Origin of the sequence: Sulfitobacter sp. (assembly GCF_039977885.1) — a bacterium.
Classification (GTDB): domain Bacteria; phylum Pseudomonadota; class Alphaproteobacteria; order Rhodobacterales; family Rhodobacteraceae; genus Sulfitobacter.
Window position 1 is genome coordinate 42,417 of the sequence record NZ_JBDWCI010000019.1, and the last position, 14,634, is coordinate 57,050.

Here is a 14,634-nt window from a genome sequence, read left to right on the forward strand (position 1 = left end):
CTTGGTGAGCGGATGCTCCCGGGTCATCGAGGCGGCCACGAGGGCCGCCTACAAGTTTTAGATTTTCAAACCACCTTCACGGGCAGCGTCGGCCAAGGCCTTCACTTTACCGTGGAAGAGGAAACCACCGCGATCGAAATACGCTTCTTCAACGCCAGCTTCTTTCGCACGCTCGGCAATTGCCGCGCCTACTTTTTGAGCCGCTTCAATGTTGTTTTTACCAACAACACCGAAATCCTTTTCAAGCGAGGATGCGGAAGCGACTGTTACGCCGTTTACATCATCAATCAGCTGAACGCTGATGTTCTTGTTGGAGCGGTGAACCGAAAGACGCATGCGCCCACGGTTGGTACGACGAAGTTTGTTCCGAACGCGCAAGCGGCGTTTGATGAACAGTTGTCTTTTGCTGTTTGCCATCTTTTGCGTTCCTTACTTCTTCTTGCCTTCTTTGCGGAAGACGAATTCACCCTTATAGCGAATGCCTTTGCCCTTATAGGGCTCGGGCTTGCGCCATGCGCGGATGTTCGCAGCGACTTGACCAACAAGCTGTTCGTCAATGCCTTCCACAACGATTTCGGTCTGCTTTGGCGCTGTTACAGTCACACCTTCAGGTGCGGTGTAGTCAACGTCGTGGGACAGGCCGAGGTTCAGTTTCAATGTGTTGCCAGTCATGGCAGCACGGTAACCAACACCTTGGATCTCAAGCTCTTTCTTGAAACCCGCTGTTACACCAGTGACCAGGTTTGCGATCATTGTGCGGCTCATACCCCACTGCTGACGCGCGCGCTTGGACTTCCCGCGAGGAGTAACGCTTACAGCGTTCTCTTCAACGGTCATCGTGACATCATCGGTTGCTTTGAAGGTCCGGACCCCTTTAGGGCCCTTCACTTCGATGGTTTGGCCGCTGACAGAGGCAGTAACGCCACTGGGCAGTTCGACCGCTTTTTTACCAATACGAGACATCAATTTCTCCTTAGAATACGGTGCAGAGCACTTCGCCGCCAACGTTGGCTGCGCGTGCGCTTGCGTCCGACATCACACCCTGAGGGGTGGAGACAATCGACACACCCAGGCCCTGACGGACTGTTGGGATGTCTTGTGCGCCCAAATAGACGCGGCGGCCTGGCTTGGAGATACGCTTGAGTTCACGAATGACGGGCTCGCCTTCGTAATACTTCAGGCTGATCTCGATGGCGGGGTGGCCATCGGCACCTGTCATCTTTTCATAGCCACGGATGTAGCCTTCGTCGGCCAGCACGTCGAGCACCCACGCACGCAGCTTGGAAGCTGGTGTCATGACTGTGGACTTGCCGCGAAGTTGGCTGTTGCGGATGCGTGTCAGCATATCTGCGATAGGATCGTTCATGTGATGCGCTCCTTACCAGCTCGACTTGACCATGCCCGGGATCTGGCCTGCGGAGCCAAGATCACGAAGCGCGATACGCGAGATTTTCAGTTTACGGTAGTAAGCGTGAGGACGACCTGTCAGCTGGCAACGGTTGTGCAGACGCACAGCAGAAGAGTTGCGTGGCAGTTTCGCCAGCTTCAGGGAGGCGCGGAAACGCTCTTCCATTGGCTTTGTCTCGTCGGAGATGATTGCTTTCAACTCCGCACGCTTGGCGGCGTATTTCTTGACCAGTGCTTCACGCTTTTTCTCGCGTGCGATCATGGATTTCTTAGCCATATCTTTTCCCTTCCCGCGCTTACGAGTTGAACGGCATGTTGAAGAGCTTCAACATGGCTTTCGCTTCTGCGTCGGTTTTCGCCGTAGTGGCGATGATGATGTCCATACCCCATGTTTCATCAACTTTATCAAAGTCGATTTCAGGGAACACGATGTGCTCTTTCATGCCCATGGCATAGTTGCCACGGCCGTCAAAAGAGGTGCCTTTGATGCCGCGGAAGTCGCGGATACGTGGCATTGCAATCGTGATCAGACGATCAAGGAATTCATACATGCGGTCACCGCGAAGGGTAACTTTCGCGCCCAAAGGCATCTCTTCACGTACCCGGAAACCCGCGATGGATTTCTTGGCAATGGTGGTGAGTGCTTTTTGACCAGCGATCGCTGTCAAATCTTCCTGAGCGGATTTGGCTTTCTTGCTGTCACGAACAGCTTCTGCGCCACAACCGATGTTCAGAACGATTTTGTCCAAACGTGGGATCTGCATGTCGTTCTTATAGCCGAACTCTTCTTTCAGCGCCGCACGGATGCGGTTCTGGAAATCGGCCTTAAGGCGGGGTGTATATGTTGCAGTGTCGAGCATCAGATTACATCCCCTGTTGTCTTGGCGAAACGAACTTTGTTTTCGCCATCCATTTTAAACCCGACACGCGAAGGCTTGCCGTTGGCATCCTTGATTGCGAGGTTGCTCAGGTCGATTGGCATCGCTTTGGGGATGCGGCCGCCCTGGGACTCTTGGGTTTGACGTGTGGCGCGGACATAGACGTTGATCCCGTCTACGACAGCTTTGTTGGATTTAGGATCAACGGAGGCAATTTTGCCCTCTTTGCCTTTGTCCTTACCGGCCAGCACGATGACAGTGTCACCTTTTTTCAGCTTGGCAGCCATATTACAGCACCTCCGGAGCGAGCGAGATGATTTTCATGAAGTTTTTGCCGCGAAGCTCACGAACAACCGGCCCAAAGATACGGGTGCCGACTGGCTCGTTGTTGTTATTCAGAATAACAGCTGCGTTGCGGTCAAAACGGATGGCTGTGCCATCGTCACGACGAACTTCTTTTGCGGTACGAACGACAACGGCTTTACGCACGTCACCTTTCTTAACACGGCCGCGTGGAATGGCTTCCTTTACCGAGACGACAATAATGTCGCCAACGGATGCGTACTTACGCTTGGAACCACCCAGGACCTTGATGCACTGAACACGGCGAGCGCCGCTGTTGTCAGCAACATCCAGGTTGGTCTGCATCTGGATCATTTGGTTTCTCCCGACCTGTAGGGGGCGATGCGTGCCTGATCCCTAGGGTTTCGATTAAGTTGTTACTCAGGAACGAGTAACGCGGCCGCCCACAAGGGTGACCGCGCAAAGAATCATGCTTCCGCAGTGATTACTTCCCAACGCTTGGTTTTGGAACGTGGTGGGCATTCAATAATGCGGACCTGCTGGCCCACTTTGAATGTGTTGTTCTCATCGTGCGCCCGGTATTTTTTGGACTTACGAATGGTCTTTTTCAGAACCGGGTGCGTAAAGCGACGCTCTACGGATACAGTTACTGTCTGTTCATTGGCGTCCGAGGTTACGGTGCCTGTCAGGATACGCTTTGGCATAGGTCTAGGCTCCTCTTACGCGTCTGTCGCAGCGGATGCTGCTTTTTGGTTCAACACTGTTTTCACACGGGCCACGTCACGTTTGACTGTGCGCAGGCGTGCTGGGTTTTCCAGCTGGCCGGTGGCTTGCTGGAAACGCAGGTTGAACGCTTCTTTCTTCAGGTTAACAAGTTCGTCACGGAGCTGGTCCGGCGTCTTGTCATGCAGTTCTTTGGCGATCATATCGCTTCCTTTCAACATCACCAGTAGGCCCCAAGAGGGTGACCATGATTCTGGTGGAGTTCATGATGAAGCTGCCGTTTAGGCGCAATCCCCCTTTGACGCAACCCCTATTGCACCTTATCGACCATACCTACTGGTGGTATTGGCAATTGCAGCATAAAGACAGCCTATGACACAGATCAAATCCCTCTTCGTGACCCGCCTGTACCAAGCGCCCCTTGGCCCGATTGATGCAAATGAACTGGAGGCCTCCTGTTACTCCATTGCCGAGGATGACGAGGCCGGCCAGGAATGGTGTGAGGAAAACGGATATCCGGGCTATACGTCTTATGCCTCCCTCACCGATCTAGGTTGGCGCTTTCCGATCTTTGCCGAGGTGATCAAGGCATTGGACGCACATGTCGCGGCCTTTGCAAAGGATCTGGCCCTGAATCTGGATGGCCGCGAACTGAAGCTGGAAGATATCTGGATTAACATCCTACCCGAAGGCGGCATCCACACCGGCCACATCCACCCTCACTCGGTGATCAGCGGCACAACCTATGTCGCAATGCCAGAAGATGCCAGCGCGATAAAATTCGAAGACCCCCGCCTGCCAATGATGATGGCCTCCCCTGCCCGCCAGAAAGACGCACCAGAGGAGCTGAAGAACTTTCACTATGTCGCGCCGGCTGTGGGCGATGTGCTGCTTTGGGAAAGCTTCATCCGCCACGAGGTGCCGATGAATATGTCCGAGGACGACCGGATTTCGGTGAGTTTTAACTACAGCTGGGCGTAGGGTGGGTAAAACCCACCTTTGAGCGAGGCAAAGTGATGGGTTGCACCCACCCTACCGCTTTTTGCGCGCCTCTTCCTGCTCCTTGACCAAGGCCTTCTCTTCCTTGGTCATCTTATTGCCCCACTGATTGTTGGACAGGCCAAGGTCCTCGGGCATGGGCTTGGTCTTGCCCTTCTTGATCTCACCACCTTTGTCGAGGAAGGCTTTGATAAGGTCTTCGTCTGTGGTGGGCTTTGGGACGTGTTTCATGGGGTGTCCTTTGGGTGTGGCTCTCGAAGTAAGTCGACGCTACCCTTGGAAACAGCTAATATCCAGTAGTGACATTAAAATGAGGTTCCGTTCTTCCAATGTTCGAGCGCAACTGATGGGAGAGGAATGGTCTTTAGTCGTAATGCTGACTACCAACTATTCGTTTGAGCATTTCATTTGGATCAGCAATATCGCGCATTCCCAATTCGGCTAATGCTTCCGACTTTTTCTGAAAGTCTTTAGTGTTCCGAGTTATGAATACGTCGCGGCCATCATTAATATGTGAGTACGCTGAGATCACGTCACACCAAGTGTTTCGCCATTTTGCTAACTGTGGTGATTGAACCATCTCATCGTTCATCTCTTCTCCAGCTGGTAGAAAATCTTTCGGTTTTCTTGGTACTTTCGGTGCAATCACAGCCCACAGAGCATCAATATCACTCTCAAAGGCGTCTCCATCACCAACAAAGTAGCAATAATCCCAATAGCTCAGACCGAATACCGCTGGCATCAGCACGATTGGTAAATCGCCCCATCCCAAGCTGTCTACACGTTCCTTAAATAGTAGTGCACTTCCCGGAAATTTGCGCCCTCCGCTCAAATCCGTGGATGGAGTGTTCTCAGAAGCGGATGCCGCTAGCAAAGCCACCTCAACATTCCCCATACGGTGGTGCTCAACTAATTTTCGCACGGACCCCGCTTGCGACCTACCTTCTTCAACTTCGATTATACAATTCCAGTCAAACGTAATACGCATCTCGTCACTCCAATGGGAAAAGCCCCCGCCGTTCATCACAGCGGGGGCTCCTTATTTCAAGCGGTGCCGGAACGGGCATTTCGTAGAAATACCCTGCCTCCGGCTGGACAGAAAACGCTAAGCGTTTTCGTCCTTTACCAGTCTTCGCGGACTACGACGCGTGTTTTGATCGGCAGCTTCATCGCAGCAAGGCGCAAGGCCTCACGGGCGATGTCGTCAGTGACGCCATCGATTTCAAACATCACGCGGCCAGGCTTCACTTTGCATGCCCAGAAGTCCACGGAACCTTTACCTTTACCCATACGAACTTCGACGGGCTTGGAGGTTACTGGAACATCAGGGAAGATGCGGATCCAGACACGGCCTTGACGCTTCATGTGACGCGTCATGGCACGGCGTGCAGCTTCGATCTGGCGTGCTGTAACCCGCTCGGGCTCCAGCGCCTTGAGGCCGTAAGTACCGAAGTTCAGGTCAGACCCGCCCTTCGCCAGCCCCTTGATGGAGCCTTTGAACTGCTTACGGAATTTCGTACGTTTTGGCTGTAGCATCTATCTACTCCTTAACGCCGACCGCCGGCACCACGAGGTGCTGGGCCGTCTTGCATTTCTTGTGCCTTACGGTCACGGGCAGCTGGATCATGTTCCATGATCTCGCCTTTGAAGATCCACGTCTTGATGCCGATGATGCCATAGGCAGTCATTGCTTCGACATGTGCATAGTCGATATCCGCACGCAGTGTGTGGAGCGGAACGCGACCCTCACGGTACCATTCGGTACGCGCGATTTCTGCACCGCCAAGACGGCCAGCAAGGTTCACACGGATACCAAGGGCACCCATACGCATGGCGTTCTGTACCGCACGCTTCATAGCGCGACGGAAGGATACACGACGCTCGAGCTGCTGCGCGATGGATTCACCAACAAGAGCAGCATCCAGCTCTGGCTTGCGAACTTCAACGATGTTGAGGTGCAATTCAGAATCTGTGAACGCGGCAAGTTTCTTGCGCAGACCTTCGATGTCCGCACCTTTTTTGCCGATGATCACACCAGGACGTGCTGTGTGGATCGTAACACGGCACTTTTTGTGCGGACGCTCGATGATCACACGGGAGATACCGGCCTGATGGCACTCTTTCTTGATGAACGCGCGGATTGCGAGGTCTTCAAGAAGCAGATCGCCATAGTCTTTGGTATCAGCGTACCAGCGGCTGTCCCAGGTGCGGTTGACCTGAAGACGCATGCCGATCGGATTTACTTTATTACCCATTATGCTTGCTCCTCAACCTGACGTACGACGATGGTGATTTCTGCAAACGGCTTGAGCAGTTTACCGAAACGGCCACGTGCACGCGGGCGACCGCGCTTGAGTGTCATGTTCTTGCCGACATAGGCTTCGGCCACGATCAGCTCATCCACGTCGAGGTTGTGGTTGTTTTCGCCGTTGGCGATCGCGGACTGAAGGCATTTCTTCACGTCAACAGCGATACGCTTTTTGGAGAAGGTCAGGTCCGTGAGGGCCTTGTCTACCTTCTTGCCACGGATCATCGCGGCGACGAGGTTAAGTTTCTGCGGCGACGTTTTCAACATGCGCAGTTTTGCACGTGCTTCATTGTCTGCCACGCGGCGGGGATTTTTATCCTTGCTCATGGCTTATTTCCGCTTCGCTTTTTTGTCAGCTGCGTGACCATAATAGGTACGCGTTGGCGAATACTCACCAAACTTTTGACCGATCATGTCTTCTGTGACGTTTACAGGGATATGCTTGTGACCGTTGTAGACACCGAATGTCAGGCCAACAAACTGAGGCAGGATCGTGGAACGGCGCGACCAGATTTTGATCACTTCGTTACGACCGCTCTCACGAGTAGCTTCGGCCTTTTTGAGGACATAAGAGTCAACAAAAGGACCTTTCCATACTGAACGAGACATAAATTAACGCCCCTTCTTCTTGGCGTGGCGCGACCGGATGATCAGGCTGCTTGACGCTTTTTTCTTGTTACGAGTCTTGGCACCCTTGGTTGGCTTACCCCATGGAGTAACCGGGTGACGACCACCAGACGTACGACCTTCACCACCACCGTGTGGGTGGTCAATCGGGTTCATGACCACACCACGAACACTTGGACGGATGCCCTTGTGACGCATGCGGCCCGCTTTACCGTAGTTCTGGTTGGAGTTGTCGGGGTTGGACACGGCACCAACAGTGGCCATGCATTCCTGACGGACAAGACGCAATTCACCGGATGACAGACGAATCTGCGCATAGCCACCATCACGACCAACGAATTGGGCGTATGTACCGGCTGCACGGGCGATCTGGCCGCCTTTGCCTGGCTTCATCTCGATGTTGTGAATGATTGTACCGATCGGCATGCCGGAGAAGGGCATTGCGTTACCGGGTTTGATGTCTGCCTTGGCAGATGCCACGACCTGATCACCAATCGCGATCCGCTGAGGCGCGAGGATATAAGCCTGCTCGCCGTCTGCGTATTTTACCAGTGCGATGAACGCGGTCCGGTTAGGGTCATATTCAATGCGCATAACAGTTGCTGTTACGTCCAGCTTGTTGCGCTTGAAATCTACGATGCGGTAGAGGCGCTTTGCACCACCACCCTTGCGACGCATTGTGATCCGTCCGGTGTTGTTCCGTCCGCCATGCTTGCTAAGACCCTCTGTGAGGGCTTTAACTGGGCGGCCTTTCCAAAGCTCCGAACGGTCAATCAGTACCAGCCCGCGCTGGCCTGGCGTCGTCGGTTTGTACGACTTGAGTGCCATGTTCTCTGTCTTCCGTTTGCTTGTATGCGGCCCCGTAGGTCCGCTGTGGTTAGAGGGCCCCGAAGGTCCCAGTAGAGATGTTCTTGCGAACAACAACAAAACCCCAGACGAATCTGGGGCTGTGCCGATGGGGTTCCTTAGGGTGTGGTGGGAGCGGGGTCAAGGGAGAGGAAGAGTGAAGAACGTTATTATGTACTATTCTCGATCTTTAGCGGCTGTGGCTATTGCCTTCGCACCTTTCTTTCCAAGCTCAACAGATGTTCCGTTCGGCCCGAATGAAGCTGAAGCACTCATCCCCAACAGCGCAGCAAGTGCCTGCGCGCCATCTTCAAGGGCATCCTTTTTCTGAGACGAAAAAAGTCCTTCGGTGACGCCGTCTATCCATTCCGGTGGAATTTCCTCATCGTGCTCTTTCCTTATTTCAAGCGCTGCATCCATTACCCATGATGCACGAGCCATGTCGTTACGGAATCGTCGCAATTCCTCCTGAGCCTGAAAGTCTCGAATATAAAAGTACCTCAACCATGCAGCTGCACCAAGAAACGAAGCAAGTGAAGCGAACGTAAGCACCAAAGACCGAATTGCGGGGAACACCCAGCCTGCAGTAGTTTCTAGATTGGCTGGCTGGGCAACAATGCTGATATAGGAAAAAAAACCCGCTCCAAAACCTGCAAAAACAAGTGCTACAAATACAGCCCACCGTGTCTTGCGAAGCCCCCTATCTGCCAAAGGTTCAAGTAGATCCTGCTTAAGATTATCTTGAAGTAACTCAAACTGCTTTCGTCGAGAGTCTTTATGACTACTCACCTCAAGCTTTAACCACTCTTCTGAAATTCTTCTTTTTTCTTTCGCCAGGTCTTCTTTTTGCATTTCAATTTCGGCGCGCGCGTCTTTCAGAACTGAAGCCTTTTCGATTGCAACTACTTCTTGAAGACGTTTCCTTTCAGCTTCAAACTCAGTAATTTGCGCGGTCCGCTCCTTACTAACTGAAGCAACTGCATCAGACAGTTCCTCAGCAATCCGCTGATAGGTAGTATTAAAGGCTTCAGATAAATTTGAGAGTGTCGGAATTAAACCTCCGTCCTCCGGTGCAACTGGCTGCAATAGCGTCTATAGCTCAGCATGTATTGCCTTTTGCACAGCTTGATTGCTCTCTTTGTTCATAGCAGAAATTTGACTACTTTGTGAGATACTTAGTTTATCAAGCAGTGTGCCATTGCCACCTCTTGAGAACTGAAAACTAACGCTCTCTTGTCGAGATTGATTTCGCTCAGCGACTTGCACCGTGAATGTGAGGCTTGCTGCCGATATCACAAACTGCCCCGATGGCGCCGACTGCAAGTCCTCTTCGGAAATCGTCCATGGCAACGCGGAAGAAAAGGTCATTTTAATTTCGGCTGCGCTCCCGCCGATATCCCCCTCAAGAGAATTCAGCTTGGACTGCCCAGCCTCCTTAGCCTTTTTCAAAATTTTGAATAAACTTCTATCGTCAATGCGCTTCAGCTGAAAGTCGCTCGCCATTTCAAATCCTCAAGTCTGATAACCCGCAGTGATTTCAGAGTTACTTACTAAGCACAAGAAGACTTCAATGTAATGGGACACCTCAAACCAAACAAAAAGGGCGCAGCCTCACAGCTACGCCCTTCCAAATTCTCTAAAACCTCAGCCCCTCGCAGGGCCGAACCAGCTTATGCCAGTGCGATGTTTGTCGCGGATTCGCGGCCGTCGCGGCCGGCTTCGATGTCGAAAGTAACTTTCTGATCATCGGACAGGCCTGTGAGGCCTGCTTGCTCAACTGCAGAGATGTGTACAAACACGTCTTTGCTGCCGCCATCGGGAGCGATAAAGCCGAAGCCTTTAGTTGTGTTGAACCATTTTACTGTACCAGTGGCCATTAGTGTATTCCTTGTTTTAACTGCCCACGAAATGCGGCAGGTCGGCTAAGTCGTTCAAAGATCGTAAGACTGAGCCGTAAGGAGCAGTAATTCCGATAGATATAGTAACGTCGCACCCCTGCCATGCGCCTTTGTGAGTTCGAACGCAAGCGCTATCTCTGTTGCCCGCCAATTGTCGCGCACCAAGCTCGGGCAAAGCCCGGCCGAACCGTTGATCTATCGGGGTGTCGTACACAGTGACGAGGCGTAGGAGAGCATGGACGCCCCCCCCCCGACAATGAGCAATGCCCCCACGAGAAGGACTGGAGGACAGTGCGGCGCCTGAGTGGTGCTGGAAGCGATCCGTCACAGGCCAAACGGAAAAAGGCCCCGCTGTTGCCAGCAGGGCCTTCTAAATTCAGCATCCTTTAGGCTTACAAGCCGGTGGATACGTCGATTGTGTTGCCTTCTTCCAGCGTCACATAGGCTTTTTTCACGTCTTTACGTGTACCAATGCGGCCGCGGAAGCGCTTTACTTTGCCTTTGGTGATGGACGTGTTCACGGCCTTCACCTTAACACCAAAGAGAGCTTCAACAGCTTCTTTGATCATTGGCTTGTTGCTGTCGATCGCCACTTCGAAAACCACGGCATTGGCTTCTGATGCCATTGTCGCTTTTTCTGTGATGATCGGCTTGCGGATCACGTCGTAATGTTCTGGCTTCGCGCTCATTTCAAACGGGCCTCCAGTGCTTCGATACCTGCTTTGGTGATGACGAGCGTATCACGCTTGAGGATATCATATACGTTAGCGCCCATTGTCGGCAGGATGTCCAGACCGTCAATGTTGCGCGCGGCTTGCAGGAAGTTCTCATTCACGGCTGCGCCGTCAATGATCAACGCCCGCTTCCAACCCAAGGATTTAACCTGTTTGGCCAGTGCGGATGTTTTCCCGTCCGATGCTGCATCGTCGATGATGACCAACGCGCCGGCTTTTGCCTTAGCGGAGAGCGCCATGCGCAGACCCAGTTTACGGAACTTTTTGGTCAGCTCGTGGCCGTGGCTACGAGGAGTTGGACCCTTGTAGATACCGCCCCCACGAAAGATCGGAGCCGAGCGAGCGCCGTGGCGTGCGCCACCGGTGCCTTTTTGGCGATAGATCTTCTTGGTGGAGTAGCTGACTTCACGGCGTGTCTTAACCTTGTGCGTACCCGCCTGAGCGTTGTTACGCTGCCAGCGAACCACACGGTGCAGAACGTCTGCACGTGGCTCAAGACCGAACAGCGCTTCGTCCAGATCAATAGATCCGGCGGCGCCGCCGTCGAGTTTGATGACGTCTAGTTTCATGCTTCACCACCTTCCGCAGGAGCGTCTGCGGGTGCTTCAGCTGCAGGAGCAGCTGCTGATTTCAGAGCAGCAGGGACAACAGCGGCGTCAGGGAAGGGCTTTTTAACCGCATCCTTAACAGTCACCCAACCACCTTTGGAGCCAGGAACAGCGCCTTTGACCATGATCAGGCCGCGTGCTGCGTCTGTTTTAACAACTTCAAGGTTCTGAGTGGTAACACGGGCAGCACCCATGTGACCGGCCATTTTCTTGCCTTTGAAAACCTTACCGGGATCCTGACACTGACCTGTGGAACCATGCGAACGGTGAGAGATGGAAACACCGTGTGTCGCACGAAGACCGCCAAAGTTGTGACGCTTCATCGCACCGGCAAAACCTTTACCGATAGAAGTGCCTGCAACGTCGACATACTGACCAGCGAAGTAGTGATCGGCAACGATCTCTTCGCCAACAGCAATCATCGCTTCCGCGTCGATGCGGAATTCAGCAACTTTACGCTTTGGTTCAACCTTGGCAGCGGCAAAGTGACCGCGCATCGCTTTGGATGTACGCTTTGCTTTTGCGGTGCCTGCACCGAGCTGAACAGCAACATAGCCGTCCTTTTCGATGGTACGCTGTGCAACAACCTGAAGGTTGTCGAGCTGAAGTACGGTTACAGGAATCTGCTTACCGTCTTCCATGAACAGACGGGTCATGCCCATCTTTTTTGCAATAACGCCTGAGCGCAACATAATATTACCCTCCTACGCTTATGACTGCAGCTTGATCTCGACGTCCACACCAGCGGCGAGGTCGAGCTTCATCAGCGCGTCAACGGTCTGGGGGGTCGGATCAACGATATCCAGCAGGCGCTTGTGCGTGCGGATTTCGAACTGGTCACGGGATTTCTTGTCTACGTGGGGACCACGCAAAACAGTGAATTTTTCGATTTTGTTCGGCAGCGGAATGGGGCCGCGAACGGAAGCGCCTGTGCGCTTGGCGGTGTTGACGATTTCCTGTGTGGAGGCATCAAGCACCCGATAGTCAAACGCCTTGAGGCGAATACGGATGTTCTGGCTGGCAGCCATAATACAAATCCCTTGTCTTCGGGATGGAGACGGATTGGAGGACGCACGCTCATCGTGCCCCCTCTTCGCGCTTTAGTCTAACGTAAACGGGGCACGCCAATGGCACACCCCGATCAATATGGGCGCATATAGGGGGAGTCGCGCCACGTGGCAAGATGGAATTTGCCAATCTTTATTCTTCATTCGGCCGGTGTCATTCTTCCCTGCCCGCGCCCGACCCTTCTGGGACCACACGGATCCATCCTGAGCCGCGGCAAATCGCCATATCACAGGACTGGTACAAAGGCTGGCCTCTTCACGTTTGCGGAATGTTAACCTCGATCAGGGTTTTATAAGTTGTTCGCCGGCTGGTTTTCGCTATCAAGACCGGAGCAACAACAAGAAGCAGGCATATGAACCAGTATTCAGGTGATTTTCCAATCATACCGGACCAAACCCGCGCACGCGACTGGATTAAAGTACTCGCCAACTACCGCGAACCCAGCACATGGCGTAGTTTCTATGAATTGGGCGTCACAATCGGCCCATTCGTTGCCCTTTGGGCTCTGGCATGGTGGTCCCTGTCCATCAGCCCGTGGATCGCACTGGGCATTTCGGTGCTAAACGCTGCGTTTTTGCTAAGGCTGTTTGCCATTCAACATGACTGCGGCCACGCATCGTTTTTCAAAAACCGCAAGCTCAGCGATTGGGTCGGCCGGTCGATTGGCGTATTAACGTTGACCCCTTACGACGTCTGGCGACGTGCACATTCAATACACCACAGCTCCTCCGGTCACTTGGGTCAACGGGGGATTGGTGACGTCGATATGCTAACTGTCGCCGAATATCGCGCGCTGTCACCACTCAAAAAGCTGCAGTACCGCATGTATCGCCATCCACTTGTCCTCTTCGGCCTCGGGCCCGGCTATATCTTCTTCCTGAAGAACCGCCTACCTTTCGGGCTTATGGCAAAAGCACGATATTGGATGAGCGCCATGGGTACCAACGCGGTTATCATCGCGGCACTCTCCGTCATCTGGTATTTCGGTGGCCTGATGCCGATCCTCCTGATATTTGTCCCGACCACCCTGCTCGCCGCTACCGCAGGTGTATGGCTGTTTTACGTGCAGCACCAGTTCGAGACGAGCCATTGGGAAGAAGCCGACAATTGGGATCTGCATGAAGCTGCCCTGCAGGGCAGCTCTTACTATGTTCTCCCAGCAATGCTTCAGTGGCTGAGCGCAAATATCGGCATCCACCACGTGCATCACCTCTATAGCCGCATCCCCTTCTATCGCCTACCCGAGGTCCTGCGCGACCATGGCGGCCTTGCAGATATCAACCGTATGACCATCAGGGAGAGCTTGGCAAACGCCCGCCTGCACCTGTGGGACGAAGGTTCAAAACGGCTGCTCTCCTTCCGGGATGCTAAAGCAGTAGCCTGATAGGCCGGGTTCTATACTAAATCACAAAAATAGCCGCGCTGATAAGCGCGGCTATTTTTTTGCCTACCCGGCTTTGGCAATCGTGCCGCAAGCAACACGCCCGCCCGAACCACCAATCGGCTGGGACCGGTGATCATCCGGCCCTTCATGGATCAGCAAAGATGACCCATCAACATCCAAAAGGTTATTGTCACCCCCTACCAACGAAACGAAGGTGGTAAAAGCCTCCATCTCGCCTTCACCGTCACTGCCAACAAAGATATTAGGCAGGTCACCCGGTTCCGGCCCTTCGGGATTGAGCAGACCGTGACCGCCCTCAATCAAGCCTACGTGCCCCTTGGCTGACTTAAAGCCGTGATCGCCGGCACACTCGCCAATCGCATGCAGGTGAAGCCCATGCTTACCCGGAGTGAGGCCCTCGACTTTGACGTGGATAAGAACGCCTCCAGAGCCTTGGGTCAGCGTCGCTGTGCCGATCTTATCACCATCCAAGCCAACCAGCTGTGCCGTTGCGATCTCTGCATTTTCATGAGTTTCCGCAACCAGCGGCGTTCCCGCGCTAACAACTGCGCATGTCGCGAGTAGTTTAATAAATCGTTTATCCATTGTGGTGCACTCCCATGTATCTACACGAAGTATAACGCCCCAATGAATACAGAGTTCCGGAACACCGGGTAAAAAATCCGTGTACCCTTCTGATCACCAAATACCAAAAAGGCCGCCCCTTTTCAGGAGCGGCCTTTCGTATCTCACCTTAGGCCCGATGGGCCGGCGGGATTATTCTTTGATTTTGGACACAACGCCCGCGCCAACCGTACGGCCGCCTTCACGGATCGCAAAGCGCAGACCGT

At 53.3% G+C, this 14,634-nt stretch carries 27 protein-coding genes; 2 read left to right on the forward strand and 25 right to left on the reverse strand.

Annotation, left to right across the window (positions count from 1 at the left end):
* Window positions 1–57: 57 nt before the first annotated feature.
* From rplR to rpmC, 9 genes are all read right to left on the reverse strand, one after another.
* Window positions 58–417: a 50S ribosomal protein L18 gene (gene rplR, locus ABJM03_RS13385; protein WP_348418270.1), complete on the reverse strand. Its 360-nt coding sequence runs from the start codon at window positions 415–417 to the stop codon at window positions 58–60.
* Window positions 418–429: 12 nt separating this feature from the next.
* On the reverse strand, window positions 430–963 hold the full coding sequence (gene rplF / locus ABJM03_RS13390) for a 50S ribosomal protein L6 (RefSeq protein WP_348418272.1): 534 nt from the start codon (window positions 961–963) through the stop codon (window positions 430–432).
* Between the two features lie 10 nt (window positions 964–973).
* Window positions 974–1,366 (reverse strand): 30S ribosomal protein S8, encoded by a 393-nt coding sequence (gene rpsH, locus ABJM03_RS13395; protein ID WP_348418274.1) that lies wholly within the window; start codon window positions 1,364–1,366, stop codon window positions 974–976.
* A gap of 12 nt (window positions 1,367–1,378) precedes the next feature.
* Window positions 1,379–1,684, reverse strand: coding sequence for a 30S ribosomal protein S14 (rpsN, locus tag ABJM03_RS13400; protein ID WP_348418276.1), 306 nt, complete (start codon window positions 1,682–1,684; stop codon window positions 1,379–1,381).
* Window positions 1,685–1,703: 19 nt separating this feature from the next.
* Window positions 1,704–2,267: a 50S ribosomal protein L5 gene (gene rplE, locus ABJM03_RS13405; protein WP_348418278.1), complete on the reverse strand. Its 564-nt coding sequence runs from the start codon at window positions 2,265–2,267 to the stop codon at window positions 1,704–1,706.
* On the reverse strand, window positions 2,267–2,572 hold the full coding sequence (gene rplX, locus ABJM03_RS13410) for a 50S ribosomal protein L24 (RefSeq protein WP_348418280.1): 306 nt from the start codon (window positions 2,570–2,572) through the stop codon (window positions 2,267–2,269). The genes rplE and rplX overlap by 1 nt, the downstream gene beginning before the upstream one ends.
* 1 nt (window position 2,573) lies before the next feature.
* Window positions 2,574–2,942 (reverse strand): 50S ribosomal protein L14, encoded by a 369-nt coding sequence (gene rplN, locus ABJM03_RS13415; RefSeq protein ID WP_025045929.1) that lies wholly within the window; start codon window positions 2,940–2,942, stop codon window positions 2,574–2,576.
* A 113-nt stretch (window positions 2,943–3,055) separates the two neighbouring features.
* Window positions 3,056–3,292 (reverse strand): 30S ribosomal protein S17, encoded by a 237-nt coding sequence (gene rpsQ, locus ABJM03_RS13420; RefSeq protein WP_348418283.1) that lies wholly within the window; start codon window positions 3,290–3,292, stop codon window positions 3,056–3,058.
* A gap of 15 nt (window positions 3,293–3,307) precedes the next feature.
* Window positions 3,308–3,514 (reverse strand): 50S ribosomal protein L29, encoded by a 207-nt coding sequence (rpmC, locus tag ABJM03_RS13425; RefSeq protein WP_335750290.1) that lies wholly within the window; start codon window positions 3,512–3,514, stop codon window positions 3,308–3,310.
* Window positions 3,515–3,683: 169 nt separating this feature from the next.
* Between rpmC and ABJM03_RS13430 the strand changes: the two genes are divergently transcribed.
* Window positions 3,684–4,292 carry a 2OG-Fe(II) oxygenase family protein gene (locus ABJM03_RS13430; RefSeq protein WP_348418285.1) on the forward strand — a complete coding sequence of 203 codons (609 nt, stop codon included), beginning with the start codon at window positions 3,684–3,686 and terminating at the stop codon, window positions 4,290–4,292.
* A gap of 51 nt (window positions 4,293–4,343) precedes the next feature.
* On the opposite strand, the gene ABJM03_RS13435 is transcribed toward ABJM03_RS13430, so the two are convergent.
* The 14 genes from ABJM03_RS13435 to rpsJ all read right to left on the reverse strand — a co-directional run bounded on the left by ABJM03_RS13435 (window position 4,344) and on the right by rpsJ (window position 12,359).
* Window positions 4,344–4,541 (reverse strand): hypothetical protein, encoded by a 198-nt coding sequence (locus ABJM03_RS13435; protein WP_348418287.1) that lies wholly within the window; start codon window positions 4,539–4,541, stop codon window positions 4,344–4,346.
* Window positions 4,542–4,674: 133 nt separating this feature from the next.
* Window positions 4,675–5,298 carry a hypothetical protein gene (locus ABJM03_RS13440; RefSeq protein WP_348418289.1) on the reverse strand — a complete coding sequence of 208 codons (624 nt, stop codon included), beginning with the start codon at window positions 5,296–5,298 and terminating at the stop codon, window positions 4,675–4,677.
* 134 nt (window positions 5,299–5,432) lie between these two features.
* Entirely contained in the window at window positions 5,433–5,846 is a 414-nt protein-coding gene (rplP, locus tag ABJM03_RS13445) for a 50S ribosomal protein L16 (protein WP_348418291.1), read from the reverse strand.
* Between the two features lie 11 nt (window positions 5,847–5,857).
* Complete coding sequence (gene rpsC / locus ABJM03_RS13450) at window positions 5,858–6,565, reverse strand: 30S ribosomal protein S3 (protein ID WP_348418292.1); 708 nt, start codon at window positions 6,563–6,565, stop codon at window positions 5,858–5,860.
* Window positions 6,565–6,945 (reverse strand): 50S ribosomal protein L22, encoded by a 381-nt coding sequence (rplV, locus tag ABJM03_RS13455; protein WP_348418294.1) that lies wholly within the window; start codon window positions 6,943–6,945, stop codon window positions 6,565–6,567. The genes rpsC and rplV overlap by 1 nt, the downstream gene beginning before the upstream one ends.
* Before the next feature lie 3 nt (window positions 6,946–6,948).
* Window positions 6,949–7,227 carry a 30S ribosomal protein S19 gene (gene rpsS, locus ABJM03_RS13460; RefSeq protein ID WP_348418296.1) on the reverse strand — a complete coding sequence of 93 codons (279 nt, stop codon included), beginning with the start codon at window positions 7,225–7,227 and terminating at the stop codon, window positions 6,949–6,951.
* Between the two features lie 3 nt (window positions 7,228–7,230).
* Entirely contained in the window at window positions 7,231–8,073 is an 843-nt protein-coding gene (gene rplB, locus ABJM03_RS13465) for a 50S ribosomal protein L2 (RefSeq protein WP_348418298.1), read from the reverse strand.
* 195 nt (window positions 8,074–8,268) lie between these two features.
* Window positions 8,269–9,177, reverse strand: coding sequence for a hypothetical protein (locus ABJM03_RS13470; protein WP_348418300.1), 909 nt, complete (start codon window positions 9,175–9,177; stop codon window positions 8,269–8,271).
* Window positions 9,178–9,183: 6 nt separating this feature from the next.
* Window positions 9,184–9,594 (reverse strand): hypothetical protein, encoded by a 411-nt coding sequence (locus ABJM03_RS13475; RefSeq protein ID WP_348418302.1) that lies wholly within the window; start codon window positions 9,592–9,594, stop codon window positions 9,184–9,186.
* Window positions 9,595–9,761: 167 nt separating this feature from the next.
* Complete coding sequence (locus ABJM03_RS13480; protein ID WP_267167296.1) at window positions 9,762–9,968, reverse strand: cold-shock protein; 207 nt, start codon at window positions 9,966–9,968, stop codon at window positions 9,762–9,764.
* A 413-nt stretch (window positions 9,969–10,381) separates the two neighbouring features.
* A complete protein-coding gene (locus tag ABJM03_RS13485) occupies window positions 10,382–10,678 on the reverse strand; it encodes a 50S ribosomal protein L23 (RefSeq protein WP_348418304.1) in 297 nt (98 codons plus the stop codon).
* A complete protein-coding gene (gene rplD / locus ABJM03_RS13490) occupies window positions 10,675–11,292 on the reverse strand; it encodes a 50S ribosomal protein L4 (RefSeq protein WP_348418306.1) in 618 nt (205 codons plus the stop codon). The genes ABJM03_RS13485 and rplD overlap by 4 nt, the downstream gene beginning before the upstream one ends.
* Window positions 11,289–12,023 (reverse strand): 50S ribosomal protein L3, encoded by a 735-nt coding sequence (rplC, locus tag ABJM03_RS13495; protein WP_348418308.1) that lies wholly within the window; start codon window positions 12,021–12,023, stop codon window positions 11,289–11,291. Before rplC ends, rplD begins: the two co-directional genes overlap by 4 nt.
* Window positions 12,024–12,041: 18 nt before the next feature.
* Window positions 12,042–12,359 carry a 30S ribosomal protein S10 gene (gene rpsJ / locus ABJM03_RS13500; RefSeq protein WP_025063450.1) on the reverse strand — a complete coding sequence of 106 codons (318 nt, stop codon included), beginning with the start codon at window positions 12,357–12,359 and terminating at the stop codon, window positions 12,042–12,044.
* A gap of 392 nt (window positions 12,360–12,751) precedes the next feature.
* Here rpsJ and ABJM03_RS13505 point away from each other — a divergent pair, with 392 nt between their 5' ends.
* The gene (locus ABJM03_RS13505; RefSeq protein ID WP_348418310.1) at window positions 12,752–13,783 is read left to right on the forward strand and encodes a fatty acid desaturase; all 1,032 of its coding nucleotides are present in this window, start codon (window positions 12,752–12,754) and stop codon (window positions 13,781–13,783) included.
* Window positions 13,784–13,846: 63 nt separating this feature from the next.
* Here ABJM03_RS13505 and ABJM03_RS13510 read toward each other — a convergent pair whose 3' ends face one another.
* Together ABJM03_RS13510 and ABJM03_RS13515 are read right to left on the reverse strand one after the other, a co-directional pair.
* Window positions 13,847–14,389, reverse strand: coding sequence for a superoxide dismutase family protein (locus ABJM03_RS13510; protein WP_348418312.1), 543 nt, complete (start codon window positions 14,387–14,389; stop codon window positions 13,847–13,849).
* Between the two features lie 171 nt (window positions 14,390–14,560).
* The coding region (locus tag ABJM03_RS13515) for a hypothetical protein (RefSeq protein WP_348417851.1) at window positions 14,561–14,634 on the reverse strand (74 nt) is incomplete at its 5' end.